We start from the raw sequence: 25078 nt of genomic DNA, 5'->3' as shown, positions 1-25078 counted from the left end.
TACACCAACTTAAATGAACAAGCCAAGCTACTAATTTTTCCTCATCTAACCTATTTTGAAAACCTTAAAATGTCCGGTGAGATTGAAATGATCATCTTTTAATAAAATTTACAACTGCGTTGATCAACTCGGCATTGACAAGCAAAACCGGGTCGGAATAAGACGCCACATTTTCTGTATATCGCCGAAATTGACTTCAGAACATGGTTCATATTATTTATAATCAGCGCCTGCCTGTTTGAAGCATTTTTCTTCAAATTAAACGGGTTGCCCGGAAGTTCTAATTTCCATGGCAACCCGTTTTGTCTTTTTTATCTTTTTGTCTTGAAACTTGAAGCTTTATTCTTTCACCGAAAACTTGTAAATCGTTGTTGATTTCAAGGTATCACCGGGATACAAAATCGTATTCGGGAAATTCGGATGATTGGGTGAATCGGGATAATGTTGCGTTTCGAGGCACAAGCCGTAGCGGCGTTCATAAACCTTACCGCTGCGTCCCGTCAAGCTGCCGTTCAAAAAGTTACCGGTATAAAACTGCACGGCAGGTTCGGTGGTATACACTTCCATATACCGGCCTGAAACAGGCTCGTAAACACTGGCGCAAAAGGTCATTTCACCGGCTTCCTGATCTTTGTTCAGGATGTAATTGTGGTCGTAGCCGCCGGCAACCGCCAATGCCTGCATCTCCGAATCAATTCGTTCGCCGATGGGATACGGGCTGGTAAAATCCATATCAGTTCCCTTAACCGATACGATGTTTCCGGTGGGGATCAGTTCATTATTCAAAACTTCAGTGGTCGAATCGGCATCAATTACCACGATATGATCAAGGATATCGCCATTCCCCTCGCCTTTCAGGTTGAAATAAACATGGTTGGTGAGGTTAAACGGGCAAGCCTTATCGGTTGTTGCCTGGTAGTCTATTTTTAACTCGTTGTCATCAGTCAGGGTATAAGTCACTTTTACCTCTTTATTACCGGGGAAACCGGAGGCGCCGTCTGCACTCAGCAAAGTCATTTCAACGGCCGGACCGTCTTCAGTTACCAGCTCTTTAGCATCGTACACCTGGCGAAAAAAGCTATTGGTCCCCGAATGCAGGTTGGCTTTGTGGTTGTTTACTTCCAGCTCATACACTTCACCGTCAAGCTCAAAACGGGCATTACCGATCCGGTTGGCAAATGGCCCTACGACCGCTCCCTGGCCGGCATCCAGTGTCCGGTATTCTTCTATCGATTTAAAGCCAAGCGCCACATCGGCCAGATTGCCCTCTTTGTCGGGGACACAGATCGAAACAATTTTTGCCCCGTAGTTGGTTAGCGTCACTTTCATTCCGTTGGAATTTTCCAGTTCAAAAAGAGTGGTTTGTTTTCCGTCGATCGTAGATTCAAAATCAGCTTTTGTATAAAGCGCTTTTTCTTGCTTTACAGGTTGTTGGCAAGCAAAACCAAACGCTAAAAGTAAAAATGTCAGTTTTTTCATACGTGTATTCATGATTATTTTTTAAAAGATGATCGTATTAATTTTTGTCAAAGGTTGAAATTGCTTTTAATATTCCCAATATTTTAATATAAATTTATATCGCTTTGCCAGAGAGTTCTGTTTAACGCTGCAATTTTGCTTCATGAAGAAGAAAAAAACGGATAACTTCCATTTATCCTTTGTTTTTTCGTCAAAATGACACAAAAGACAGTCTGACTTTGCTAAATTAACAATTTACTAACTGAATCGACTTTTTTCACGATGAAATCCAACAAAAAACTGCGGCTGTATATCAAAAGCATGGTCTGTCCCCGATGCATTCAGTCGGTTCATGAGCAAGCGATGAAAGCCGGACTTCAGGTAAAAATGGTCAAGTTAGGAGAACTGTCGCTTACTGAAGCATATACCGAAGAACAACTGAACCGGTTTATTGAAGGCATCGAGGGAAACGGATTTGGGCTGATCACCGACAAGCGTTCTCGTCTGGTGGAATCAGTAAAGACTGAAATACTTAATGTGATTCAATATGAAAAAAAAATACCGGGGAACCAGAACTTTTCCACCTACCTGGCATCGACCTTAAAAAAAGATTATTCATATCTGAGCGGACTTTTTTCAAGAATCGAAAAAACGACGATCGAAAAATACATCATCCTTCAAAAAATAGAAAAAACGAAAGAGTTACTCGTATATGATGAACTAAGATTAGGCGAAATTGCTGAAAAACTGGGCTACAGCAATACGCAACATTTAAGCGCACAGTTTAAAAAAATTACAGGACTGAGCCCCTCGCAATATAAAAATGCAGATGAAAAAGATCGTAAACCAATCGATCAGCTTATTTCCTGTAAAATCAAAAAGGGATAGGCATCAGCATTCATTTGTCAAGCAATAATCACAAAATTTTGTACCTCTTTTCCATAATCAGATAAAACTTTCTTTTATTTTTTTTTGTTTATTTGTGTGATGGAATTTGCCATGTTACGAAAAATCAGTCATATTACCTTGATGTTGCTGCTGCTTGTATTAACAGCCGGCTTCACGGTATCCAGGCATTACTGCGGTGATTCGCTGATGGATGTAACATTTTTTTCGGGCAGTGCCACTTCGTGCGATGAAAGCGGCATGACATGTTCATCCGACGATTGCTGCCATGATGAGAGCCAGGTGTTTCAACTGGACCATCAGTATACTTCACCTATAATCCTGGATCATGTTCAGTATATTCAGTTTATTCTGGCCGAACTGTTTATTCCATTGGCTTTCGAATGCCCGCTGAATAAAGAAGTCGATCTATTTATCGTTGCAGAATCACCTCCTCCCGGCAATCTAAAAACAGTCCTGGCCGGACTGCAGATTTACCGTTTATGATTTTGGGATGATCCCGGTTTTTTGAATTGGCTTAAAACCGGCTGATACCGCTGCACCTTTTAGCAGCAGGCAAATCATCATTCATCAATCATAAATCAGAGAACGATGCTGAATAAAATAATCAAGTTTTTTTTAGAGAATAAGCTGGTGACGGTTTTGGTGTTGCTGCTCATTGTTGGCTGGGGCATCATTACCGCGCCATTTAACTGGAATGTTGGTTTTCTTCCGCGAGACCCGGTACCCGTGGATGCGATCCCGGATATCGGCGAAAACCAGCAAATTGTATTCACCGAATGGATGGGACGGTCGCCGCAGGACGTGGAAAACCAGATCACCTACCCGCTGACTACGGCTTTATTGGGATTACCGGGCGTGACCAGCGTGCGTAGCAGCTCGGCCTTTGGCTTTTCGAGCATTTATATCATTTTTGACGAAGACATTGAGTTTTACTGGAGCCGGTCGAGGGTGCTCGAAAAACTCAACTCGTTGCCTGCCGGCCTGCTGCCCGAGGATGTGCAGCCTAAACTCGGCCCGGATGCCACTGCCCTCGGGCAAGTTTACTGGTACACGCTTGAAGGGCGCGACAAAGACGGCAAGCCCGCCGGTGGCTGGGACCTGCATGAACTTCGCACCATCCAGGATTATTACATCCGTTACGCCCTTACCAGTGTTGAAGGCGTGGCCGAAGTGGCTTCGGTGGGCGGTTATGTGAAGGAATACCAGGTGGATATCGACCCGGCAGCCTTAAAAGCGCATGGCGTTACGCTGATGGACGTGATGCAGGCCGTAAAAAACAGCAACATCGATGTGGGCGCCAATACAATCGAAGTGAACCGGGTGGACTATTTTGTCCGCGGCCTGGGTTACGTAAAAAATATGGACGACCTGGACCAGGCCGTGGTGAAAGTGGTTGACAATGTGCCGCTTCGCATCAAAGATATTGGCGTGGTCAACATCGGACCGCAGCCACGCAACATGGGCGGCATCCTGGACAAGTCGGGTGCCGAAGCGGTTGGAGGCGTGGTGATTGCCCGCTACGGCGACAACCCGCTGAGAGTCATTAATAGTTTAAAAGAAGAAATCGATAAAATTGAGATCGGCCTTCCTTCCAAAACGTTGGAAGACGGCACCGTTTCAAAAGTCACCATCGTGCCGTTTTACGACCGCAGCGGGCTGATCTATGAAACGCTCGGCACGCTGTACGATGCCATCAGCCTGCAAATTCTCATCACCATCATCGTGATTATTGTGATGGTGTACAACCTCCGGGCGTCCATACTCATTTCCGCTTTATTGCCGCTCGCTGTGCTGATGTGCTTCATCTTTATGAAATATCTGGGCGTTGACGCCAATATTGTGGCTTTATCCGGCATTGCCATTGCGATCGGTACGATGGTCGATCTCGGCATCATCCTCAATGAAAACATCCTGCGGCACCTGGACGAAGCCCCTGCAAACCAGGCAAAGCTAAAAACCATTTTTGATGCAACCACGGAGGTCGCTTCGGCCATCCTGACCGCGGTAAGTACGACCATTGTCAGCTTTCTGCCCGTTTTTACCTTGCAGGCTGCCGAAGGAAAGTTATTCGGCCCCTTGGCCTGGACCAAAACCTTTGCGCTGGTGGCCGCCCTGATTTTTACGCTCATCATCATGCCGGCCTTTGCACATTGGGTTTTTTCGATAAAAAAAGGGAAGGGCCATTTTGAAAAATACTTCAATTACCTGCTGGTCATCGCCGGGCCAATCGTTGCTTTTACCGTGTGGCACTGGGCTGGATGGGTACTTTTCGGCTTTGGGCTGATCAACGTACTGCTTTTTCATTTTCCTGAGCGGTTTGGAAAATACCGCAACCTGATGCTGGTTGGTTTGACCGTGATGGCGGTTGCCTGGTTGTTAACGATTGAGTGGGTGCCGCTGGGCGTTTCAAACAGCACCCTGGTCAATTTTCTTTTTATCGCCCTGATTATCGGCATTGTACTTGGTGGTTTCGCTTTGTTTATCCGGGTGTATCCCCGGATCCTGATGTGGTGTTTAAGCCATAAAATATTGTTTTTGACGATTCCGGCATTTATTATTCTGATTGGACTGAATGTATGGATGGGCTTCGATAGAGTATTTGGGATCATCCCAAAAGCTTCTGAGAAAATAGGATGGGACATTCGTAAATCCTCCGGATGGTCGGCAATGAAATCAACTTTTCCCGGTTTGGGCAAAGAATTTATGCCCACGCTCAACGAAGGTTCATTCCTGTTGATGCCCACATCGATGCCCCACTCCGGCGTGGAGGCCAACCGGGAAATTGTGCAAAAACTCGATATGTTGGTGACAGCTATTCCCGAGGTGGAGATGGTGGTGGGCAAAGCAGGCCGTGCGGAAACAGCCATCGATCCCGCGCCGCTGTCCATGTTCGAAAATGTGATCAACTACAAAAGCGAATATGCGTCGGATATTAATGGCCATAAACTCCGCTTCAAAGTAAATAAAAAAGGTCATTTTGAATTGAGGAACGGTGAAGTTTATGATCCCGAAAACATGTCGCCCGAACAGGTGGATGTCCGTCAACTGGTACCCGATCCTAAAGGTGAATATTTCCGTCAGTGGCGGGATCACATCAAAACCCCCGACGATATCTGGAACGAAATTGTCGGCGTGATCAACATACCGGGTGTCACTTCTTCGCCGAAACTGCAGCCCATCGAAACCCGGCTCGTGATGTTGCAAACCGGTATGCGTGCGCCGATGGGCATCAAAGTTTACGGCCCCGACCTGCCCACCATCGAAGCCTTTGGGCTGCAGTTGGAAAAATACCTGAAAGAAGTGCCTTCGGTAAAGGCGGAAGCCGTTTTTGCTGACCGGATAGTCGGAAAACCTTATCTCGAAATCGACATCAACCGCACCGAAATTGCGCGCTACGGGCTGAGCATCCGTGATGTGCAGGATTATGTGGAAACTGCCATTGGCGGCATGAAGGTCAGCACAACGGTTGAAGGGCGCGAACGTTTCCCCATTCGGGTGCGTTATGCCCGCGAATGGCGTGACGACCCTTCAGCCATCGAAACCATGCAGGTGCCGGTTCCCACAGGCGCATACATTCCGCTGGGACAGTTGGCGGACATCACTTATCGGCCGGGCCCGGAAATGATCCGGGGCGAAAACAGTTTCCTGGTCGGTTATGTGCTGTTGGACAAAAAGCAAGGTTTTGCAGAAGTAACCGTGGTGGAGGATGCCCAACGATACCTCAAAGAAAAGATCAGTTCTGGTGAGTTGGTGGTGCCTGCCGGCGTACGCTATATTTTTTCAGGCAGTTACGAAAACCAGATCAGGGCCGAAAAACGCCTTTCCATCGTGGTGCCGCTCTGTTTGATCGTCATCTTCCTGATCCTGTATTTTCAGTTTCGTTCGGTGTCAACCACGTTCTTTGTGTTTTCAGGCATCGCGCTGGCCTTTTCAGGCGGTTTTATGATGCTGTGGTTGTACGGACAAGGCTGGTTCCTGAACTTTTCAGTCTTCGGCACACACCTGCGCGAACTGTTCCAAATGGGAACCTATAACCTCAGTGTGGCGGTTTGGGTCGGCTTTATTGCCCTCTTCGGAATTGCCACCGACGACGGCGTTGTTGTATCCACTTACCTGATGCAAAGCTTTAAAAAGAATCGGCCTGAAAATGTAAAAGAAGTCCGCGCCGCCGTTTTAGAAGCCGGCATGAAAAGGGTGAGGCCCTGTTTAATGACGACTGCCACCACCTTGCTGGCTCTTTTACCGGTACTCACTTCTTCGGGGCGCGGCTCGGACATCATGATCCCCATGGCCATTCCTTCGTTCGGGGGAATGACCATCGCGCTAATCACCTTGCTCGTTGTTCCGGTGCTTTACAGTTGGTGGGAAGAGCGGAAAGTGATGCAAAAGAAATCCATTGAAATTCATTGAAATTGATGGAAATTTTAGATATTGATAGTAACTAATTTGATTATCAATAACTTTTAAACATTAACAACAATGAATGAAAACAATAAAAAGTATATTCCTCTGAAGGAATTGGAGGTTTATCAACTTGCAAGGGAGCTATCAAAACAAGCCTGGCAAATATATGAGAAAATGAGTTGGCAAAGGCAAAAAATAATCGGCGATCAATTCATTACCTCTATTGATTCAATTGGGGCCAATATAGCCGAAGGATATGGGAGGTTTCATTATCTCGACAAAATCAAATTCTACTATAACTCGAGGGCATCTATGCTTGAAAGCATTATCCATTGGTTGGAACTTCTATTGGAAAGGGAAATGATTTCCAGTGATGCTTTCGATGAGATGAAAAAGGCGGCTGAAAAACTTTCTATCAAGCTGAATAACTTTATTTCAACAACATACAATGCAAAAAGGAACTATTCATGAATGCAAAGGCAAAATCAATAAATTTCTATTTATTTCTTATAATCTCTATCAGTTTCATATCGACTAAAACATTTTCCCAAAATGAAAATCTTGCTCGATATTTAGTCACTGCCGCCGAAAATAATCCGGAAGTGAAGGCGTCTTTTTACGATTACCTGGCTTCGGTGGAAAAGATCCCGCAGGTAGGCTCGTTGCCCGATCCGGAGCTGAGTCTGGGCTTTTTTCTTCAGCCAATGGATAGGCTGATGGGCCGGCAACAGGCCGATATCCGGCTGATGCAGATGTTCCCCTGGTTTGGCATGCTTCGCACACGCAAGGATGAAGCCGGCAAAATGGCCCAGGCAAACTATGAGCTGTTTCAGGATGCCAAAAACAACTTGTTTTTTGAGGTAAAAAATACCTGGTACCAGATGTATCGGCTGGAAGAGGAAATCAGGATTACGGAAGAAAACCTGAAAATCCTGCAAACGCTGGAGCAACTGGCACTGGTCCGCTTTCAAAGTGCGGGCGTCAGTTCATCTCCGGGAAATATGCCCGGCAGCAGTTCAATGGGCAATAATAGCCAGGGCGCTACCTCTGCTTCGTCGATGGGAAATATGGGGAGCGGCATGAACACCGGGAAAAGCGCTGGTCCTGCAAGTTCCGGCAATCCATCATCGATGGGGCCTTTGGGAGCATCAATGGGCTCAGGCAAATCGGGCATGAGCGACGTGCTCCGGATCCGTATGGAAATCAAGGAACTGGAAAACAGGCTGGCACGGCTAAATGACGACCGGATCCCGCTGCAGGCTGAATTCAACCAACTGCTTAACCGGAACCTGAGTGAACCCGTTGAAATAGCGGATACGCTGACAAATAAGGCCTTGTTCACGGAGCACATGGCCTTGCTGGACAGCATCACCCAAAATAACCCCATGCTGAAAATGCTGGATGCCGAAGAAGCTGCCTACGAAGCACAAATGAAAATGGCGCGGCTCGAAGGAAAACCCATGCTGGGAGCGGGGGTGAATTATATGCCGTTCAGTCCGCGCACCGAAGACGGGATGTCGATGGGAGGAAAGGACATGGTGATGCCGATGGTCAGCCTGACGATTCCCATTTACCGGAAGAAGTACGATGCCCTGTACAAAGAAGCGGAGCTAAAACAGCAGGCCGTGAAATTCAGAAGGGAAAACACGGTGAACCAACTGGCCACCCAATGGAGCCAATCCATCCGCGACCTGGAAGATGCCGGACGGAGAACTGATCTTTACCGCGAACAAACCGGCCTGGCCGAACAAACCCTCAACCTGTTGATGACAAACTATTCATCTGATGGAGGAGGTTTTGAAGAAGTCCTCCGCGTGCAGCAACAATTGCTGGATTACCGGTTAAAACTGATCACTGCGGTTGTCGATCAGCATACCGCGGTTGCCTTACTCGAAAATCTGGCAGCCTCCGATGGTTTAATGGAACGATGATATAATGGTATGATAAAAGGATTGAAAATGAAAATACAATGGAAAAACGAAACGAAATATTGGAATTAAGCTTTGAGTTTGCCTTGGAGATCATTGACTACACAGAAAAGCTTGAAGAACAGCGAAAATATATCATTGCCAGACAACTACTGAAAAGTGGTACTTCCATTGGGGCAAATATCCGTGAAGCGCAGAATGCACATAGCCGAAAGGACTTTGCAGCAAAATGCATCATTGCCATGAAAGAAGCAGATGAAACGGAATATTGGCTACTTCTGTGTCAAAAAAGTAAGAATTACCCTGATCCGGAAGGACTTCTTTCAGAGATTATGTCCCTGAAAAAATTACTCTCCAAGATCATTTCATCAACAATAAAAAATGCAAAATCATGAAAAAATTGGTTCAAAATAAATATATAATTGTTACCCTGGCTTTAGTAGCCGGAGGTATCCTTGGATGGCTCATCAAACCATCAAACAATGGGATCATCGAATCATCAGAACATCAACACGACCACTCAACCGAAGAAATCTGGACCTGCTCCATGCACCCCCAAATCAGACAATCTGAACCGGGCGACTGCCCCATTTGCGGCATGGACCTGATTCCGGCAACCTCCCGGAGATCGGCAGATGCCAACCCGATGGTGCATGAAATGACGCCCGAAGCCGTAGCAATGGCCAACATTCATACCTCGCGGGTGACCGGTATTTCTTCGGAAGGACAGATTTTCCTGAGCGGCAAAGTAAAGGCCGACGAACAGCGGCTGGCTTCGGTGACAGCGAAATTCCCGGGGCGCATCGACCAACTGTTTGTCAACTTTACCGGGCAGGTGGTGCAGCCGGGCGAACGATTGGCCACCATTTATTCGCCCGAACTGCTGAATGCGCAAAAAGAACTGCTCGAAGCGGTCAAACTGAAAAAAAGCTACCCCGAGCTTTATGAGGCCGCCCGCGAAAAAATGCGGCTTTGGAAACTGACGGAAAAGCAGATTGATGACATTGAAACGACCGGCAAAGTCCGAAGCCAACTGGATGTACTGGCCGACCGGGGAGGCGTTGTCATTCAGCGGAACATCGCCACCGGAGATTATGTAAGCACTGGCTCGGTGTTGTTTAATATCGTCGATTTGAGCCGGGTGTGGATCATGATGGACGCGTATGAATCCGATCTGCAATTTATAAAAAGGGGCGACGCCGTTTCTTTCACGGCAACGGGTATCCCCGGAAAAACATTCACGGCCAGGGTCGATTATATTGATCCGGTGATTAATCCGAACACACGGGCAGTGTCCGTCCGGGCGGAGATGGCGAACCCAAACATGGAGTTGAAACCGGAAATGTTCGTCAACGCCAGCATCCGCTCATCGGTGGGAGCCGGCAAACAATCGCTGTCGGTCCCGCGCACGGCTTTGCTTTGGTCGGGCAAACGGTCGGTTGTTTATGTGAAAGTTCCCGATACGGAATACCCGTCATACGAAATGCGGGAAATCACCATTGGCCCCCGGATGGGTGACAGGTGGGTGGTAGAGGCCGGGCTCGAAGCCGGTGAGGAAATCGTGACCAACGGCGTTTTTGCCATCGACGCGGCTGCCCAGCTTTCGGGCAACTACAGCATGTTGATGCGCCCGGAGAAAAAAACCATGGAAACTTCCCAAGCCTTCCGCCGGCAAATTACCACGGTGGCCGAAGCCTATTTCGAAGTAAAAAATGCCCTGGCCGGCGACGATGCAAAAGCAGCCCGGTCGGGATCGCAAAAAGTGAAAAACGCCTTGTCGAAAGTGGATATGAGTTTACTGCAAGGGCAGGCGCACCATCACTGGATGGATGTGAAAAAGCAACTGTCGGCGGCAGCAGCGATGATTGAAAATACGGAAAATATTGGTGTACAACGGGAACATTTCGAAAAACTTTCGGAACAAATCCTGGAAATGACCGAATCGTTCGGACTTGAAAAAGATAAAGCCTACAAACAGTTTTGCCCGATGGCTTTTGACGACAAAGGCGCATATTGGCTGAGTGAATCGGATGAAATTCTGAATCCCTATTTTGGCGACGAAATGCTCCGTTGCGGGGAAGTGACCGAAACCTACCGCAAAGGCCAGCCGGTGTACAAAAAAGGCGGACCCGAACAAACGGCGGCAGTTGGCGGGCATCAACATTGATCAATCAAGCCGGTTCGTTGTTTCAATTAAAACTGTTTAGCACATGGAAATATTCATCAAAAATATGGTATGCAACCGGTGCATCCTGGTGGTATCAAATATATTTCAGGAGGCGGGGATTGATGACGCAGAAATTCAACTCGGAAAACTCATCCTGAAAGAAGCGCTTTCCGAAGAAAAGTTCACACTGATTAACAAGCGGCTACAAGACGCAGGTTTTGAGATAATCAACGATAGCAAAAGCCGCCTGATTGAACAGATTAAAAAAATTGCTATTGATTTTGTTTACCGACATCCGGCTGAGCTGAAAATAAATTTTTCAGATTACCTGTCGGAGAAACTGCACCTGGATTATAACCACATCAGTTCGCTTTTTTCGTCGGTTGCAGGAACAACGATTGAAAAATACCTGATCAACCTGAAAATTGAGCGGGTAAAAGAACTGTTGGTTTATGATGAAAAAACCTTGAGCGAAATTGCCGACGAAGTGGGCTATAGCAGCGTAGCCCACTTATCGGGTCAATTTAAAAAAGTAAGCGGCTTCACGCCCTCGTACTTTAAGAAATTGGGCGAAAAAAGACGGAAGCCAATTGATCAGGTCTGAACGTCGGAAAATCATGTAAATCATTCATGAAATTCTGTAACACGCGGGCGATAGGTATCCTGTACCTTTAAATCCTGAAACATTAAACTGATTTGTCATGAAAAATTTAAAGAAATTATTCACCGGATTTGGAAAAACAGCCGGCGCACAAAAAACCCACTCCTGCTGTAGCGGACACGAACATTCACACGAACATTCACATGAACAGGATGTTCATGCAGGAACGATTTACCGATGCCCCATGAAGTGCGAAGGCCAGAAAACCTACGATGCACCCGGACGGTGCCCTGTTTGCGGCATGTACCTGAAACCGGTAACGAATGGTAAGGCAGATTGAATGACCAGGAATATCAACTTAAAATAACACCGCGATGAACGATCAGAAAACATCAATCTATTACTGTCCGATGCTTTGCGAGGGCGATAAAACCTACGAAAAACCCGGCGACTGCCCTGTTTGCGGGATGCACCTGGTTTCGCAGGAAAAAGAGGAAGAAACCAGCGAGGAAGAAAAAGCTTATAAAAAAACAGCGCGTAAATTCTGGATTGCGCTGGCTTTAAGTTTACCGGTTTTTGTCATCGCCATGTCTGATATGCTTAGCTTTCTGAACCTTGAAACTCTCGCATCAAAAAAAGTATGGAGTTGGATCGAATTTCTGTTGGCGACACCGGTGGTATTTTATTCCGGCCGGGTGTTTTTTAAGCGAGGCTGGAGTTCCATCCGCAGGTGGTCGCCCAATATGTGGACGCTGATTTCAATCGGAGTCGGGGCAGCCTATGTTTTCAGCGTATTTGCCCTGCTTTTTCCCGGTGCTTTCCCTGCACAATTTCAGGACCACCACGGTAATGTTCATTTATATTTCGAAGCAGCAGCCGTTATTTTAACCCTCGTATTGCTCGGGCAGATGCTCGAGTTGCGGGCACATCACAAAACCAACTCGGCCATTAAAGCGCTGCTGGGATTGTCGCCGCCTGTTGCCCGGGTGATCAGGAACGGCCAGGAAGAAGAAATTCCGCTCGCCGAAGTTCAGGTGGGCGACCTGCTGAAGGTAAAGCCCGGTGAGAAGATTCCGGTGGACGGGATTATATTAAAAGGCGATGCGGTTATCGACGAAAGTATGATCACCGGAGAACCAATCCCCGCCGACAAATCGGCCGGCGACCGGGTTACCGGGGGAACCATCAACGGGCTGACGGTTTTTGACATGAGAGCTGAGAAAGTGGGTAACGATACCTTACTGGCCCAAATCATCGATATGGTCAACCAGGCCAGCCGGTCACGCGCGCCCATTCAACGACTGGCTGATACCGTTGCCAGGTATTTTGTACAGATTGTTGTCGTCATAGCCGTTTTCACCTTTGCAGCTTGGGCTATTTGGGGACCCGAACCAGCCTATGTTTATGCTTTTGTGAATGCAGTTGCCGTGTTGATCATCGCCTGTCCCTGCGCGCTCGGACTGGCAACTCCCATGTCGATTATGGTGGGAACAGGCAGGGGCGCCCAATCGGGTGTTTTGGTGAAAGACGCCCGTGCGATCGAAGAAATGAACAAGGTAAATACACTCATCATCGATAAAACAGGAACCCTTACCGAAGGAAAACCCAGTTTGAAAAGTTTCAAATCATTCGGGAGCCTGAGCGACCTGGAAATTCTGCAACTGGCCGCCTCGGTTGATGCAAACAGCGAACACCCGCTGGCCAATGCCATCGTTGCCGGAGCAAAAACCAACAAGCTGGAACTGCTTCCTCTCGATCAGTTTGAATCGGTGACCGGGAAAGGCGTACAGGCCGTTTATCAGGGGAAAAAAGTTGGCCTGGGTAATCACCGGTTGGTGGAAGACTTCAGTGCCGGCTTGGATGAAGAAAATAAAAAAACGGTGGAGGCATGGCAATTGACCGGACAAACGGTGATGTACCTGATCGTCCACGATCGGGTGGAAGGGATTGTCAGTGTCGCCGATAAAATCAAAGAAACTTCGGCCCGCGCCATTAAAAGTCTGCAAAGAATGGGCGTAAAAGTCCACATGCTGACCGGAGACAACCCTTACACCGCGAAAGCCGTTGCCGGTGAACTCGGACTTGACGGGTTTACAGCCGATTGCCTGCCCAAAGACAAATACAATCAGATAAAAGAGTTACAGAAACAGGGGCAGGTAGTCGCGATGGCCGGAGATGGCATCAACGACGCCCCGGCCCTGGCGCAGGCCAATATCGGCATTGCTATGGGAACCGGAACCGACATTGCCATGCAAAGCGCCGAAATCACCCTGGTGAAAGGCGACCTGAACGGCATAGTCAGGGCCCGGGAATTAAGCCAAAAAGTCATGAGAAACATCAAACAGAATCTCTTCTTCGCCTTTGTTTACAACGCCCTGGGCGTGCCAATAGCCGCAGGGATCCTGTTTCCTTTTTTCGGGCTGCTGCTGAGCCCGATGATCGCCGCTGCTGCCATGAGTTTCAGCTCGGTATCGGTGATTACCAACGCCTTGCGCTTAAGAAAAAAATAACGATTAGGTATAAAAAAACAATTTTTAATTCAACCATTTAAGAACTTATTCCTTTTAGATATAAAGATGCCAGAAAAAATCAAAAAACAGTTGACGCTCTTACCTGTCCCGTCATACATCGGGATTAAGGAATTCTCCCGGTAATCCCCGGGATGGATAAGTGATTGAAAAATGTATTGGATTAAAAATGGTCAACTTAAATCAAGGAAAACATGAAAACAAAAGTAAAAGTTATTTTAAGCGCTATGGTTTTAGCAACAATTCTCGGGACCACCGCTTGCGGGACTGGGTCGAAAAAAGAAAAGACCGACACACAACAAGGAACCGAAGTGGTACAATACACCTGCCCGATGCATCCGGAAGTTCTTGCCGATCAACCGGGCGACTGTCCGAAATGCGGCATGGCTTTAGTTGAAAAGAAAGCTGAAACGGAAGATTTACGCGAAAAGCAGGAATAAACCGGATCAAAAAGGTTAGTGACTATTTAAAAATAAAACCAATTTAATTGTGATATGAAAACAAAAGTTTTAAGTTTAGCAAGTGTGTTCCTCTTCGGAACAGTGGCTGTTTTTGCAGCGAATAAGTCGGAGAAGTTCAACGTGTCGGGAAATTGCAGCATGTGCGAAAAACGCATTGAAAAGGCGGCTCTTTCGGTCAAGGGCGTTTCCAAAGCCGACTGGAACAAGGAAAGCAAAATGATTGAGCTTGTGTTTGACGACAGCAAAACGGATGTCGACCAGGTGAAAATGGCCATTGCCAAAGCCGGGCACGATACCCCGGGACATAAAGCCACCGACGAAGCATACAACTCGTTGCACAATTGCTGCAAATACGACCGCGGCAATTCGGCCAAAACACACGAAGGACATAGTCATTAAACTCAAAAAGAAGAGGTTGTATCAAATGGGCTATCCATTTTCATACAACCTCTCTGCTCTTTTTGCATCAGAAAATTTTGTACCGCAGTCCGAAATAGGTTTTTCGGCCAAGAATAGGTCCCCAAATCAGGGAACTGTCAAAATACGGGCTAAACGGCTGATCGCTGGCCAGTATCGGCATATGCTGCTTATAGCCGGCCAGGTTTTCAACACCGGCATAAAGCTCGAAACGTTCGCTCCACCGTTTACTTACCTGGGCATTCATCAGGAAGAAATCCGGTGAATAATCAGCTAACCGGTATGCTCCCGGGTTTGAGCCGGTGAAAGGGATTCGCTTTCTCCCCTGCCAGTTAAGGGTATAATCAAAACTCCACAAATTGCGGGTTTCGTAAGCCAGGTTCAAAAATGCCCGGTGTCTCGACAGCAAAGGCTTCTGCATCAGTCCGTCGCGGTAGGTGGTTTTCACATCGTACCAGCGGTAGGCCATCCGGATATCCAGCGATCTGACCAGTTCGTAATCAACCTGCGCCAGAAAACTGTTTGACCTGGATTTCGCTTCTGATTGATAAAACAGGGCCTGTTGCGGATGGTCATCCAGGTCCATCACCACCTGCCGGGAAAAATCAGTCCGGTAAAAATCAAAACTGATACTTCCCTCCCGGTAGTTCAGTTGAAATTTTTGGGTCAGGTTCATGCCGTAGTTCCAGGCAACCTCAGGATCAAAGCCATACGGCCTGTTATCTTTTTCACCCTGAAATACCAGTTGACGCGAACTGGCCAGCACACCGCTGTTTTCGGCAATCACACTGGCCGTGCGCTGCCCCCGTCCTGCCGAAAACCGCAATACCGTTTGTTCGGCCGGGGCATACCGTACATGCAGCCTCGGGGTTAAAAAAACACCGTACAGGTTGTGATAATCTCCCCGTAAGCCGGCCACCACGCTAACCCGGTCGGATGGCAGGTAGGCGTATTCGAAGAAAACACCCGGAACCGATTCGTTTCGGCTATAGGTAGTATCATTCAACTCTTCGCTGAAATCATCGAACTGGTAAGAGGTGCCTGTTTTAAATTCATGCCTGGCATTCCCAATGATACTCTGGTAAATCAGGTTGGCATACCACGATTGCTGCCCGGCCTTGTAGGTATTCAGCCCAAAATAACTATCCTGCTCATGATCGGCGCCTGCCAGCTGCAATCCGATCGATTTCCAGGGCTGATCTTCAAATACTTTTCCAATTTTCGCCCAGCCTTCCAGACGCTGCACATCGATGTTCATTCCCCAGGCACGGGTGGTCAGGGCATCTTCGGGTTTAAAATCTAACTCGCCCCCCTGGTTGTCCAATACCGAAGCTTTTATCCCGAACTGAACAAACATGCCGTCATCACCGGTATAATCCCATCGGTTCAGGGCCGTAAACGTATTTCCGGTGGGCATGTCCATGAAGCCGTCGTTGTTGTGGTCCAGTTTTCGCGAGTTATCTTTTCCGTGCAACAACAAAACGGTTGACCATTTGCTGTTTTCGAACCGGTGAGCGAGGTTCAGATTGGCTTCCAACCGGCTTTCGGCATCGGCAAACAGGTTTAAATACAAACGCTCGGCTACCTTTGGTTTTCTCAGTTCAATGTTTATTTGTCCGGCAATACTTTCGTAACCGTTTACCACCGAACCGGTCCCTTTGTTGAGTTGGATACTTTCAATCCAGGTTCCCGGAACCAAGGTTAGCCCGTACACGGAAGCCAAACCCCGCATATCCGGAACATTCTCCCGGGCCATTTGCACATAGGGGCCGGCGAGCCCCAGCATTTGGATCTGGCGCGACCCGGTCACCGCGTCAGTAAATGTAACATCGATACTCGGACTGGTTTCAAAACTTTCGCTCAGATTACAGCAGGCAGCTTTACAGAGTTCTTTCTCGCCAATCTGTTCTACCTTGATCGAGGTAAGCATCGATATTTCCGTCGATTTTCTCCGCTGGACAATTTCAACCTCATTCAGCTCAAGAGAAGCATCCAGAATAACCGGCGGAATGTTGCCGGACAACACCTCAACCGTATCATTCAGGTAACCGATGTAACTAAAAATGAGCCGGTTGGTTTTAGCAGTCCGTTCAATTACAAACTGTCCGTCGTCATTCGAACTGGTTCCCAGGGTGGTTCCTTCCCAATAGATATTAACTCCGGTGAGGGGCGTTGTCTTTCCCCCCTCCTCCCCGGCAACGCTCCCGCTAACGGTTTCCGGGGCAGACTGTGCCCCGCTTATCAACGAGACCATAAACAGCAGAAAAAATAAATATTCCTTTTTTATCATTATGAATTAGATTTTAAACTGATACAATAGACAGTCTCGGACCGATCGCATCAGCCCGTTTGTTTTTGTTCAATTTAAAAACTATGCGTAATAAATAAGGGAGCAGTTCAGCAGCCAGGCCGGGGCTTTCGGCGGCGGAAAGAGAGCATCATCGCCCGGCCGGATACTTCGTATAACCATAAAATCAGGAGAAGGCAACCGAACTCCGGCAACCAATTCCGTAACCGGAAGTTCCAGGTTCAACCTGAAACCGGTATAAAACGATTGTTGCTCTTCAAACCGGATAATCTGCGTAACATCATGACAACAAGCAGACTGGCAGACTACCGCTCCGTCGCAGCAACTTGCCGGTTCGGCATACAACTGAACCGAAGCAATCTCGCCCGAACAATAATGAATGTTTACGGCCAGTCCAACGGTAACCAGCAGATAAAACCCTGATAATATAGTCGCAACGGCTTTTCTCATCGGTACAATAATAACGATAAAAACTCAAATAATCTTTTCTGTTAACAATCATTAAAAATTACAAATGAATCATCAACTAAACCTTTCCGTTTATTGTTGGTTATTTATCTTTACGTTTACTATCAAGTGACAAATTTCAGAAAACATATTGCCTTTTTGCTGACTGTTCTGTTTGCATTTCCCATTTTGTTCCAGTCTGTTCATATACTCGAACATCACGGGAACGAACAGCCGGACAATCATGCCTGCGAACATCAATGTTCCCATCAGCAAGATTCAGATCACGAAGATTTAGGTTCTGAACATGAGCGCTGTTTGGTATGTGAGTATGAATTTGCTGTTTTCAATACGCCGGCGCCATCCGAAGTTGTTTTTCATTTACCAGTCCGGTTTCAGGTTATTTGCCTTGTACCATCTGCTGAGCCGGTTATCGGCAACCGGTCTGCCATTTCGCTGCGTGCGCCTCCTTCCCATCTGATCTAACCTTTTCTTTTAAAATTTTCACCGCTTTCTGCATCTACAGAAACGGCAGTCTGTACCCGTAACCGGCATTCTCTGTATGGATACACAGGTACCGGCATTTAAATTCATTCATTTCATATCCATAAAAACACATCCTTTTATGAGGAAGTATTTTATTGCGGCAATATTCCTGTTCTGGTTGCCGGTTCTGATGTATGCTCAGGAAAACGCCGTCCTGCACGGGTTAGTTCTGGACGAAAAAAATCAGCCGTTACCGGCATGTTATGTTCGTTACCAAAATTTGTGGACAATTACTGATTCAAATGGTCAATTCATCCTTTCTGTTACTCAGGACGAACTGCTTAATCTGCAATTTTCGTTTACCGGTTACGAAAAAAAGGATACACTGGTGACTGCTTCAAACCTGCCCCTGGTGGTTCATCTGAAACCGGATATTCAAAAGATCGAACAAGTGTTAGTCACCGCCAACCTGTCAAACACGGAGCGAAGCTTGAAAAAGGAGTTGGTTCAGCAGGAATTCTTAAGCCGGAACATGAATGGCGTGTTCATAAAATCGCTGGATCAGATTCCTGGCGTAAACGCGATGGACATCGGGGCTAATACCTCAAAACCCGTCATACGGGGAATGAGTTTCAACCGGGTGGCCGTCAGTGAAAACGGAATAAAACAGGAAGGCCAGCAATGGGGAGCAGATCACGGACTTGAAATGGACCCCTTCGCCGTTCAGTCAGTTGAAATCGTGAAAGGACCGTCTGCCATTGAGTACGGAAGCGACGCCATTGGAGGTTATATCCATGTTACCAATAACCGGGTGCCGGAAGCCGAAGAATTAAACGGCGAGATTCAACTCTTAACCAAATCGGTTAACCAAACCCTGGCAGCATCGGGATATGCCGAAGGCCGGAAAAATCACCTGTTCTTTAAACTGCGTGGGACAGTTATTGATTTTGGCGACTATCGTCTGCCAACCGATACCATTGTTTACCTGACCCGAAAAATTCCCGTTGTCAACCGATATTTAAAAAACACAGCAGGTCACGAAATTGATTTCTCAACACAAGCCGGCTTGGTGTATCACCGTTTTCGATCAATGCTTTCGGTCAGCCAGGTTGCACAGAAATCTGGTTTTTTCCCCGGATCGCATGGCGTCCCCGATTTGGAACGGGTGAAAGGTGATGGCAACCGCCGCAACACAGAATATCCGTACCAACGAGCCAATCATCTCAAAATCATCAGTAACAGCCGTTATTTCGCCGGCCAGGCATCAGTCAGTGTCGATTTGGCCTTTCAAAACAATAAACGTTCGGAATGGAGCCGGTTTCACACCCATTACCCTGGACAATCGGCGCCTGAAAAAAAACCGGACCTGGAACTGGATTTCGGGCTAAAAACCTACCAGGCAAACCTGAAAACAGCCTATCGAAAATGGCCGGCACATTTGTTATCCGCTGGTATTCAAAACCAGTGGAAGACCAATAAAACAGGCGGATACAACTTCCTGTTGCCTGAATATACAAATCAGACCACCGGAATTTTCCTGAAAGATAACATCCGGCTGACTCAGAAAATACAACTTTTTGTGGCCACACGCTTCGATCTCTCCAAAATAAAGACCACGGCTTTCTTCGATCCCGTTTTATATCACTATCTGCTCGAAAACGGAACAAATGCTGACGAAGCCGCAGCTTATGCTAACCGAAGCGACGCCCTCGACCGGACATTTCACGATGCAAGCTGGCTGGCCGGGATGGTTTATAGTCCCTCAAAGCACCTCAGCTACCGTTTTAATATTGGAAAAGCTTTCCGAACGCCAACCGCCATCGAACTGACAGCAAACGGAATTCATCATGGGTCATTCAGACACGAGCAGGGCGACAGCAATTTATCATCAGAAAAAGGTTATTACGCAGACGCTGGCATGGAATGGAAAAATGAAAATTCGGGCATCGAAATGAGCCCCTACCTGTACTATTTTACCAACTACATTTTTCTCAATCCAACCGGGGATTGGTCGAAACTGCCGCATGCCGGACAGCTATACCGGTATACCCAGTCGAAAGCAATTTTATCCGGTTTCGAGTTGAGCGTGTATAAACTCTTTTTTCAAAAATTAAATGTCCTCATGAATGTTGAATATATCCGAAACGAACAAGTAACAACTGCAGAGAACCAACGCTACCCACTCCCCTTTACCCCGGCGCCAAATGCTTTTGCGGAGCTGGAGTATCGCTTCCGCCGAACGACCGGACGACTGGTTGATGCCCGTTTCTTCATCAACACAAAAACAGCGCTGGCGCAAAACCGGGTGTCCCGGAACGAAATAAAAACTCCCGCTTATAAAATCGTGGGAGCGGGCATTTCAGCAAAATTCAAAACTTCTTCCAACGTTATTGAACTGGTACTACAGGCGCATAACTTACTCGACACCAAATACTTTAATCACATCAGTTTTTACCGGAAACTGGAAATTCCTGAACCCGGCCGAAACATTCAAATATTAATAAAAATCCCGTTATCCCTGTAAAATATGCGACGTGAGGGGCACAAAGTAAAATGTCAACTTTTGATTTATTATTAGATTGCAGTGAAACCACTGAAAAACAAGGCACTTAGAGGCCTTTTTTTATTGCTGCGAGCGTTCAAAGAAAAATGTCAACTGGTAAAATAGCGGTGACTGAGCGGATAAATTAACGCAAAAGAACCCCAAAAATGGTTTGTTTACTGGTGTTTTAGCGGTTGGAATAACTATCCAATTGTTTGGAGAGAGTTTTAAAGCGGTCAAAAAATATGTTGATGAAAGAATCAATGGCCATTTTGAGCTGGTCGTTGAATTTGTTCTTTTCTTCGTAGCTCATTCCATCAACAACGAAATCATATTTACGAAAGAAAGTATCGTTTAATATTTTGGCTGCACTCGAAGCATATCCGTCCTCGTTTTTAATACCGAACTTTTTATCTAATAGAACATCGATACTCACAATCTTCTGGTATAGTCGGTATGCCTTTCCGCTATTTTGAGTTATTTCAATGGTTAGTTGAGATTCATCCAGGGCAGTGACTCCTTTACTTTCAATATTGTAAAAATAAAGTATATCCTTACCAATAGCTTTGGCAATTCTTTCAAGAACACCTGTTTTAATATCCTCAACTTTAAACATTGCTTGAAGATTCTGAGGCGTTTCTCCCATTAAATCAGCAATCTCTTTCATCGAGAATCGATCATTTTGCAGCTTTTTTTTGACTTCTATTCCTTTCATTTTGCTTTAAATTAAATCAATCCTTAAAATAATTAAGGTTTTATTTGCTTTTAAGAAATTGTTTATTTTATATTTGTACAATAATAATTACGGTAAAGGTATAAAAAAGCATGTTATGAAGGGCGCGGAGGTTAAAAAAATAATTAAGTCACTTGGCGTATCACAAGTATATGTTGCTGAAAGGATGAATATTACTCCATTGGCGTTACATAAAATATTGAAGGCTGAGGATATTAAAACAGGTGTTCTTGAAAGAATTGCTAAGGCAACTGATAAAGACATCTTTTTCTTTTTGGGCAAACCTGATTTAGTACGCATACCGAAGGTGAACGAAAAAGACCCGGAATTGGCTAAGATGGTACAAACAATACACGCTTTGGTAAACTACCTGACTGTATTTGAAAAATGATTCAAAGTGGCGCACATATTCCCTCCAGGTTGCTGGCTTCTCCCACACAACAAAACAGCCAGGCAACCAATGGCATCTCTGACCTGCTTTGCGCAGCCATGGAGGGGCATAACCGCCACTTTGATCTTTTTGGCAGTTCGTATTACCGCAACAACCCCGAAAAAAGGGAGCTTTCGGCCAAACGCTACGCCCTTTTAAAGTGCTGCCATAAGCTTACCAGTTCGGGCAACTATTCAATAAAGGAAGTGTTTGAAGCTTACAACGACTTTAAAGAAGCTTCAATACACAATTACCAATCGTTTACCCGTAAGCTGAAAGAGTTTGAAGCCGAAGGGGCCGCAAGCTGCCAGCACAAACGCATAAACCAGCAATACAAAGACCGCTACAAGCTAAACCCGTATGTTGAGTTTCTGGTTTACAACTATTTGTGCGACCCTGCTTATCACAGCTACAACTCAATTAAGAAATGGGTAAACCTGTCAATTGTCGAGTTCAACCAAAAACACGGATCATTTTTCAATACCATAAGCAAAAGCACTGTTGCCCAGTATTATCTCGACAACAGCAACGAAATTAACTACTTCCGCAAAGGAAAACAGCGTTTCGACAAGGAAACCCGGCCATATTTTCCACGGATTACAGCACTTAACGCCGGTTCGCTTTACCAGATGGACGGTACACCGATACAGATTTTCTGCTGGAACCATGAAAGCAAGTGGAAAACTGAGGGGAAACGAAAAATACGGCTTAACCTGTTTGCTATCCGTGATGCTTATTCGGGCAAAATAACCGGTTTCGACCTGTCGGAAACCGAAGACCGGTTTAACATTATAGAAGCCCTTAAAATGTCGGTCAATACGCACGGACATTTACCGGCGGAACTTGTCCACGACAACTTTAGCGCATCCAGTACCGACGAATTTAAGGCCATTAAAGAGTTTATGGAAAACAAGGGCGTTGTTGTCCGTGCGGCAAAAGTTGGCAACGCCCAGGACAAAGGAGAGGTTGAACGCTTCTTTGGCACGTTCCAAAGCCGTTTTCAGCGATTGATTGACGGCTATATTGGTGAAGGCATCCGAAGCAAACGGGAAAACGGGCGTATTTCTGAGGAGTTTATCACCCGTTTCAATAAAGAAAACGGCCTTTACGGTTACGATGAAATGATGAAAATAATAGCCGAACTAGTAGCTATTTACAACAACTCCGAAATCAACGAAAAATACGGCGACTCGACACCCAACCAATTATACGCACAAAGCGAAAAGCCTTACACAAAACAAGTTGACAATCTCGACTATGTACAAATGTTCTGGCTACCCAAAGAGGTAACAGTACGCAAAAGCATGATTATTAATGAGGTTCGCAAATCGAAACGCTTCTACGAGATTTGGGATAACGACCTGAAACTAAGATTAAACGGTCAAAAAGTAAGAATATTCTACGATTCGGACGATGCAAGCGACATCCATGTATTTACGCTCGACGGTGATTTTGTTTGCACATGCAGCCAACATCCGCAAATACATGAGGCTTTTGTTGACCAACAGGAAGGCGAAAAAGAGCGCATGATGAAACATGTTGCACACCGGGAATCAATCTATAAAGCAGTAGAGACTAAATCAGTAGAACGCTTAAAGCGTGCTGAAACACTTATCGGCTCCGGAATTGAGTTGTTAGCCCCTATTACAATGGAAAAGAGAAAGCTAAACGATGCTGAAAGCCAGGCACTGCTCAAACACTTTTACGACCACAAAGGGATTGACCCCGAAGCACAACCCGACCGGGAACCGGCAAGGGCAACAATACAAGCCAGGGAACTGAGGGAAAAAGCCGAACGGAAGAAACCAAAGGGTGTCCACACAACAGCGGCAACATATAAAACCATATAGCATGAAAAAGAACAATAAACCGCAAATGAGCCAGGACAATGAATACCGGCTTATTATGACCGAAAACTTTAACACCGTGCAAACTTTATGCTCCGATGCTGCAACCAGGCATTTAATGTTCGGGCTGATTGGCTACACCGGAGCCGGAAAAACCACGGCATTAAAGCAGTTTTGGCAAACTACCCCGAATGTTTACTACGTGGAGTGCAAAAACATAATGAACCGCAAACAGTTTTTTGCCACGGTGTTAAAAGAATTGGGGTTGAATGTGGCCGGAACCGTCTTTGATATGGTGAACCGTATTGTTGATGAGTTCAACGCCAAAGAAAACGCCCTGCTCATCATTGATGAAGCCGGGAAGTTGTCTCATACGCTTATGCTCGACCTGCACGACCTAAGAAACGCCACCCAGGATAATTTAGGTATCATACTGGCAGGCTGCGAATACTTCAAAGACAACATGGAGACAGCAGTAAAGCGGGACAAGCAAGGCGTTCCCGAATTTTATAGCCGTATTGTTAGCTGGCAGTTCCTGAGCAAGCCGTCAAAAAGGGAGGTGTCGGCAATTTTTGAGGCGAACGGAGTCGCCCCGGACGACATCCCCGAACAAAGGTTTTCCAATTACCGGGAGGTATTTAACACAATTTCAAACCTGCAATTTTCAGCCGTTTTCAGCGAAGATTGATTTAAACCATACATCTGTCAGTAATTGACTGCGATAATTGATTTACGAAGATTTTAAAGCAGGTTTAAAGCAAATTAAGAAAGGAGCAAATAATGACACAGAAATTTACATACGATTTTGCATCAAGATTCAAAACAGCTTTTGGATTTATTGCAGCCAACGCTGTGAGCCGTTTAGTTAGTAACGGTTTCGGCAAGGTTGAAAAACAAGGCGGAACTTATGGACTTAGTGCGTTCGATATGACCGACGGCACATTTGATAATGTAGTCCTATATCGAAATGGAGGAGCTGAAAAATACATGTTTTCATATAGCTCTATAGATGAGAACAATAAAGAGATATTTGCAACGCCTCCAATGCTGAATTTCAAGAGAGCCAAGAAGCTGGTTGTAACCAATATTGACAACACTGATGTGCACATAGTTGAGCGATATGCAACAGAACCGTGGGAAATTACTTGGCGTGGCCTTTTGATAGATATGGAAAATCACAATTTTCCACTTGATAAGCTGAATGCTCTGAACCAGATATTTGAGGTTAACAATGTTTGGAGTATTGCGAGTGATATAACGGATGCTATTGGTGTACAAGCTGTTTACATAGCTGATATTGAAGTTAGTTTTATTGAAGGCTACCAAGACACTATTGCTTACACAATGACAATGAGAAGCATTCACTCTATAGAGGTACAGATTAATAAAAAATATGTAACCGTTTAAATCAG

Annotated in this window: 21 protein-coding genes; 17 read left to right on the top strand and 4 right to left on the bottom strand. The window is 46.0% G+C overall.

Annotation, left to right across the window (positions count from 1 at the left end; genetic code table 11):
- Window positions 1–339 precede the first annotated feature (339 nt).
- Window positions 340–1491: an aldose epimerase family protein gene (locus tag ACOIT5_RS18065; RefSeq protein ID WP_423127564.1), complete on the bottom strand. Its 1152-nt coding sequence runs from the start codon at window positions 1489–1491 to the stop codon at window positions 340–342.
- A gap of 249 nt (window positions 1492–1740) precedes the next feature.
- On the opposite strand from ACOIT5_RS18065, the gene ACOIT5_RS18060 reads away from it, so the two are divergent.
- The 12 genes from ACOIT5_RS18060 to ACOIT5_RS18005 all read left to right on the top strand — a co-directional run bounded on the left by ACOIT5_RS18060 (window position 1741) and on the right by ACOIT5_RS18005 (window position 14855).
- A complete protein-coding gene (locus ACOIT5_RS18060; RefSeq protein WP_423127563.1) occupies window positions 1741–2346 on the top strand; it encodes a helix-turn-helix domain-containing protein in 606 nt (201 codons plus the stop codon).
- Between the two features lie 111 nt (window positions 2347–2457).
- Window positions 2458–2850 (top strand): HYC_CC_PP family protein, encoded by a 393-nt coding sequence (locus ACOIT5_RS18055; protein ID WP_423127562.1) that lies wholly within the window; start codon window positions 2458–2460, stop codon window positions 2848–2850.
- A gap of 105 nt (window positions 2851–2955) precedes the next feature.
- Window positions 2956–6777 carry an efflux RND transporter permease subunit gene (locus ACOIT5_RS18050; RefSeq protein ID WP_423127561.1) on the top strand — a complete coding sequence of 1274 codons (3822 nt, stop codon included), beginning with the start codon at window positions 2956–2958 and terminating at the stop codon, window positions 6775–6777.
- Window positions 6778–6846: 69 nt separating this feature from the next.
- The gene (locus ACOIT5_RS18045; protein ID WP_423127560.1) at window positions 6847–7242 is read left to right on the top strand and encodes a four helix bundle protein; all 396 of its coding nucleotides are present in this window, start codon (window positions 6847–6849) and stop codon (window positions 7240–7242) included.
- Window positions 7239–8702: a TolC family protein gene (locus ACOIT5_RS18040; RefSeq protein ID WP_423127559.1), complete on the top strand. Its 1464-nt coding sequence runs from the start codon at window positions 7239–7241 to the stop codon at window positions 8700–8702. Before ACOIT5_RS18045 ends, ACOIT5_RS18040 begins: the two co-directional genes overlap by 4 nt.
- Before the next feature lie 38 nt (window positions 8703–8740).
- A complete protein-coding gene (locus ACOIT5_RS18035; protein ID WP_423127558.1) occupies window positions 8741–9094 on the top strand; it encodes a four helix bundle protein in 354 nt (117 codons plus the stop codon).
- Window positions 9091–10866 carry an efflux RND transporter periplasmic adaptor subunit gene (locus ACOIT5_RS18030; protein WP_423127557.1) on the top strand — a complete coding sequence of 592 codons (1776 nt, stop codon included), beginning with the start codon at window positions 9091–9093 and terminating at the stop codon, window positions 10864–10866. Before ACOIT5_RS18035 ends, ACOIT5_RS18030 begins: the two co-directional genes overlap by 4 nt.
- A gap of 43 nt (window positions 10867–10909) precedes the next feature.
- Window positions 10910–11470, top strand: a complete 561-nt coding sequence (locus tag ACOIT5_RS18025) for a helix-turn-helix domain-containing protein (protein ID WP_423127556.1) — start codon at window positions 10910–10912, stop codon at window positions 11468–11470.
- Window positions 11471–11567: 97 nt separating this feature from the next.
- Window positions 11568–11807 carry a heavy metal-binding domain-containing protein gene (locus tag ACOIT5_RS18020; RefSeq protein ID WP_423127555.1) on the top strand — a complete coding sequence of 80 codons (240 nt, stop codon included), beginning with the start codon at window positions 11568–11570 and terminating at the stop codon, window positions 11805–11807.
- 34 nt (window positions 11808–11841) lie between these two features.
- A complete protein-coding gene (locus ACOIT5_RS18015) occupies window positions 11842–13977 on the top strand; it encodes a copper-transporting P-type ATPase (RefSeq protein ID WP_423127554.1) in 2136 nt (711 codons plus the stop codon).
- A 212-nt stretch (window positions 13978–14189) separates the two neighbouring features.
- Window positions 14190–14435 carry a heavy metal-binding domain-containing protein gene (locus ACOIT5_RS18010; protein WP_423127553.1) on the top strand — a complete coding sequence of 82 codons (246 nt, stop codon included), beginning with the start codon at window positions 14190–14192 and terminating at the stop codon, window positions 14433–14435.
- Between the two features lie 54 nt (window positions 14436–14489).
- Window positions 14490–14855 carry a heavy-metal-associated domain-containing protein gene (locus ACOIT5_RS18005; protein ID WP_423127552.1) on the top strand — a complete coding sequence of 122 codons (366 nt, stop codon included), beginning with the start codon at window positions 14490–14492 and terminating at the stop codon, window positions 14853–14855.
- Between the two features lie 67 nt (window positions 14856–14922).
- Here the strand turns inward: ACOIT5_RS18005 and ACOIT5_RS18000 are convergent, their stop codons facing one another.
- On the bottom strand, window positions 14923–17163 hold the full coding sequence (locus ACOIT5_RS18000) for a TonB-dependent receptor (RefSeq protein ID WP_423127551.1): 2241 nt from the start codon (window positions 17161–17163) through the stop codon (window positions 14923–14925).
- An 81-nt stretch (window positions 17164–17244) separates the two neighbouring features.
- The gene (locus tag ACOIT5_RS17995) at window positions 17245–17631 is read right to left on the bottom strand and encodes an HYC_CC_PP family protein (RefSeq protein ID WP_423127550.1); all 387 of its coding nucleotides are present in this window, start codon (window positions 17629–17631) and stop codon (window positions 17245–17247) included.
- 622 nt (window positions 17632–18253) lie between these two features.
- Between ACOIT5_RS17995 and ACOIT5_RS17990 the strand changes: the two genes are divergently transcribed.
- A complete protein-coding gene (locus ACOIT5_RS17990; RefSeq protein ID WP_423127549.1) occupies window positions 18254–20638 on the top strand; it encodes a TonB-dependent receptor in 2385 nt (794 codons plus the stop codon).
- A 205-nt stretch (window positions 20639–20843) separates the two neighbouring features.
- Here the strand turns inward: ACOIT5_RS17990 and ACOIT5_RS17985 are convergent, their stop codons facing one another.
- Entirely contained in the window at window positions 20844–21371 is a 528-nt protein-coding gene (locus ACOIT5_RS17985; protein WP_423127548.1) for a hypothetical protein, read from the bottom strand.
- 115 nt (window positions 21372–21486) lie between these two features.
- Here ACOIT5_RS17985 and ACOIT5_RS17980 point away from each other — a divergent pair, with 115 nt between their 5' ends.
- From ACOIT5_RS17980 to ACOIT5_RS17965, 4 genes are all read left to right on the top strand, one after another.
- The gene (locus ACOIT5_RS17980) at window positions 21487–21780 is read left to right on the top strand and encodes a helix-turn-helix domain-containing protein (protein ID WP_423127547.1); all 294 of its coding nucleotides are present in this window, start codon (window positions 21487–21489) and stop codon (window positions 21778–21780) included.
- On the top strand, window positions 21777–23669 hold the full coding sequence (locus tag ACOIT5_RS17975) for a Mu transposase C-terminal domain-containing protein (RefSeq protein ID WP_423127546.1): 1893 nt from the start codon (window positions 21777–21779) through the stop codon (window positions 23667–23669). The genes ACOIT5_RS17980 and ACOIT5_RS17975 overlap by 4 nt, the downstream gene beginning before the upstream one ends.
- A 1-nt stretch (window position 23670) precedes the next feature.
- Entirely contained in the window at window positions 23671–24354 is a 684-nt protein-coding gene (locus tag ACOIT5_RS17970; protein ID WP_423127545.1) for an AAA family ATPase, read from the top strand.
- A gap of 92 nt (window positions 24355–24446) precedes the next feature.
- Complete coding sequence (locus tag ACOIT5_RS17965) at window positions 24447–25073, top strand: DUF6046 domain-containing protein (protein WP_423127544.1); 627 nt, start codon at window positions 24447–24449, stop codon at window positions 25071–25073.
- Window positions 25074–25078 lie beyond the last annotated feature (5 nt).

The sequence above is a fragment of the Gaoshiqia hydrogeniformans genome (assembly GCF_049347105.1).
Classification (GTDB): domain Bacteria; phylum Bacteroidota; class Bacteroidia; order Bacteroidales; family Prolixibacteraceae; genus Gaoshiqia; species Gaoshiqia hydrogeniformans.
This window is presented reverse-complemented; position numbering and strand designations above follow the sequence as displayed.

What these genes read in the sequence shown, in the direction of transcription:
- ACOIT5_RS18045 (WP_423127560.1), top strand. Translation starts at nt 6,847, where the DNA reads ATGAATGAAAACAATAAAAAGTATATTCCTCTGAAGGAATTGGAGGTT.
- ACOIT5_RS18010 (WP_423127553.1), top strand. Translation starts at nt 14,190, where the DNA reads ATGAAAACAAAAGTAAAAGTTATTTTAAGCGCTATGGTTTTAGCAACA.
- ACOIT5_RS18040 (WP_423127559.1), top strand. Translation starts at nt 7,239, where the DNA reads ATGAATGCAAAGGCAAAATCAATAAATTTCTATTTATTTCTTATAATC.
- ACOIT5_RS18015 (WP_423127554.1), top strand. Translation starts at nt 11,842, where the DNA reads ATGAACGATCAGAAAACATCAATCTATTACTGTCCGATGCTTTGCGAG.
- ACOIT5_RS17985 (WP_423127548.1), bottom strand. Translation starts at nt 21,371, where the DNA reads ATGAAAGGAATAGAAGTCAAAAAAAAGCTGCAAAATGATCGATTCTCG.
- ACOIT5_RS17970 (WP_423127545.1), top strand. Translation starts at nt 23,671, where the DNA reads ATGAAAAAGAACAATAAACCGCAAATGAGCCAGGACAATGAATACCGG.
- ACOIT5_RS18065 (WP_423127564.1), bottom strand. Translation starts at nt 1,491, where the DNA reads ATGAATACACGTATGAAAAAACTGACATTTTTACTTTTAGCGTTTGGT.
- ACOIT5_RS18050 (WP_423127561.1), top strand. Translation starts at nt 2,956, where the DNA reads ATGCTGAATAAAATAATCAAGTTTTTTTTAGAGAATAAGCTGGTGACG.
- ACOIT5_RS18020 (WP_423127555.1), top strand. Translation starts at nt 11,568, where the DNA reads ATGAAAAATTTAAAGAAATTATTCACCGGATTTGGAAAAACAGCCGGC.
- ACOIT5_RS18025 (WP_423127556.1), top strand. Translation starts at nt 10,910, where the DNA reads ATGGAAATATTCATCAAAAATATGGTATGCAACCGGTGCATCCTGGTG.
- ACOIT5_RS17995 (WP_423127550.1), bottom strand. Translation starts at nt 17,631, where the DNA reads ATGAGAAAAGCCGTTGCGACTATATTATCAGGGTTTTATCTGCTGGTT.
- ACOIT5_RS17965 (WP_423127544.1), top strand. Translation starts at nt 24,447, where the DNA reads ATGACACAGAAATTTACATACGATTTTGCATCAAGATTCAAAACAGCT.
- ACOIT5_RS17975 (WP_423127546.1), top strand. Translation starts at nt 21,777, where the DNA reads ATGATTCAAAGTGGCGCACATATTCCCTCCAGGTTGCTGGCTTCTCCC.
- ACOIT5_RS18030 (WP_423127557.1), top strand. Translation starts at nt 9,091, where the DNA reads ATGAAAAAATTGGTTCAAAATAAATATATAATTGTTACCCTGGCTTTA.
- ACOIT5_RS18060 (WP_423127563.1), top strand. Translation starts at nt 1,741, where the DNA reads ATGAAATCCAACAAAAAACTGCGGCTGTATATCAAAAGCATGGTCTGT.
- ACOIT5_RS18055 (WP_423127562.1), top strand. Translation starts at nt 2,458, where the DNA reads ATGTTACGAAAAATCAGTCATATTACCTTGATGTTGCTGCTGCTTGTA.
- ACOIT5_RS18005 (WP_423127552.1), top strand. Translation starts at nt 14,490, where the DNA reads ATGAAAACAAAAGTTTTAAGTTTAGCAAGTGTGTTCCTCTTCGGAACA.
- ACOIT5_RS17980 (WP_423127547.1), top strand. Translation starts at nt 21,487, where the DNA reads ATGAAGGGCGCGGAGGTTAAAAAAATAATTAAGTCACTTGGCGTATCA.
- ACOIT5_RS18035 (WP_423127558.1), top strand. Translation starts at nt 8,741, where the DNA reads ATGGAAAAACGAAACGAAATATTGGAATTAAGCTTTGAGTTTGCCTTG.
- ACOIT5_RS18000 (WP_423127551.1), bottom strand. Translation starts at nt 17,163, where the DNA reads ATGATAAAAAAGGAATATTTATTTTTTCTGCTGTTTATGGTCTCGTTG.
- ACOIT5_RS17990 (WP_423127549.1), top strand. Translation starts at nt 18,254, where the DNA reads ATGAGGAAGTATTTTATTGCGGCAATATTCCTGTTCTGGTTGCCGGTT.